The sequence below is a fragment of the Ideonella sp. B508-1 genome, assembly GCF_000333615.1.
Taxonomy (GTDB): domain Bacteria; phylum Pseudomonadota; class Gammaproteobacteria; order Burkholderiales; family Burkholderiaceae_C; genus Ideonella.
This window is the reverse complement of the sequence record NZ_BADL01000474.1, coordinates 1-1,029: the sequence shown is the minus strand read 5'-3', so window position 1 is coordinate 1,029 and position 1,029 is coordinate 1. Positions and strand designations below refer to the sequence as shown.

Genomic DNA, 1,029 nt, shown 5'->3' with positions numbered 1-1,029 from the left:
CAGCGCCCGACGCGGGGGCGTCAGGCGGCAAGCATCATATAGGCCACCCCGGTGGCCTCTCGGCTCAGACCGCGGCCAGCGCCTGGTCCAGGTCGGCGATCAGGTCGTCCACATGCTCGATGCCGACCGACAGGCGCACCGCGTCCTCGCTCACGCCGGCCTTCTCCAGTTCCTCCGGTGACAGCTGCCGGTGGGTGGTGGAGGCCGGGTGGGTGGCCAGCGACTTGGCGTCGCCGATGTTCACCAGGCGGGTGAAGAGCTTCAGGCCGTCCAGGAAGCGGGCACCGGCCTCGCGGCCCTGGCCGGCCGGCGCCTTGACGCCGAAGGTGAACAGGCCCGAAGGACGGCCGCCCAGGTACTTCTTGGCCAGGGGGTACTCCGGGTGGTCCTCCAGCCCGGCGTAGTTCACCCAGCCCACCTTGGGGTGCTGCTGCAGGTATTGGGCCAGCGCCAGGGTGTTGTCGCAGATGCGGTCCATGCGCAGGGCCAGGGTCTCGATGCCTTGCAGGATCTGGAAGGCGTTGAAGGGCGAGATGGCCGCGCCGGTGTTGCGCAGCGGCACCACACGCGCCCGGCCGATGTAGGCCGCCGGGCCCAGGGCCTCGGTGTAGATCACGCCGTGGTAGCTCACGTCCGGCTCGTTCAGGCGCTTGAAGCGGGCCTTGTGCTCGGCCCAGGGGAACTTGCCGGAATCGATGATGGCGCCGCCCAGGCTGGTTCCGTGGCCGCCCAGGTACTTGGTGAGCGACTGCACCACGATGTCGGCGCCATGCTCGATCGGCCGGCACAGGTAGGGGCTGGCCACCGTGTTGTCCACGATCAGCGGGATGCCGTGGCGGTGGGCGATCTCGGCCAGGCGGGCGATGTCGGTCACATTGCCCTTGGGGTTGCCCAGGGTCTCGGCATAGATGGCCTTGGTGCGTTCGTCGATCAGGGTCTCGAACTGCTCGGGCAGGCGGTAGTCGGCAAAGCGGGTCTGGATGCCGTAATGCGGCAGGGTGTGGGCCAGCAGGTTGTAGGTGCCGCCAT

1 protein-coding gene is annotated in these 1,029 nt (G+C 68.9%); it reads right to left on the bottom strand.

The features are described 5' to 3' along the window. Window positions 1-64: 64 nt before the first annotated feature. Window positions 65-1,029, bottom strand: a 965-nt coding sequence (locus I73_RS18915) for an O-acetylhomoserine aminocarboxypropyltransferase/cysteine synthase family protein (RefSeq protein ID WP_022982052.1), incomplete at its 5' end; no start/stop codon positions are given.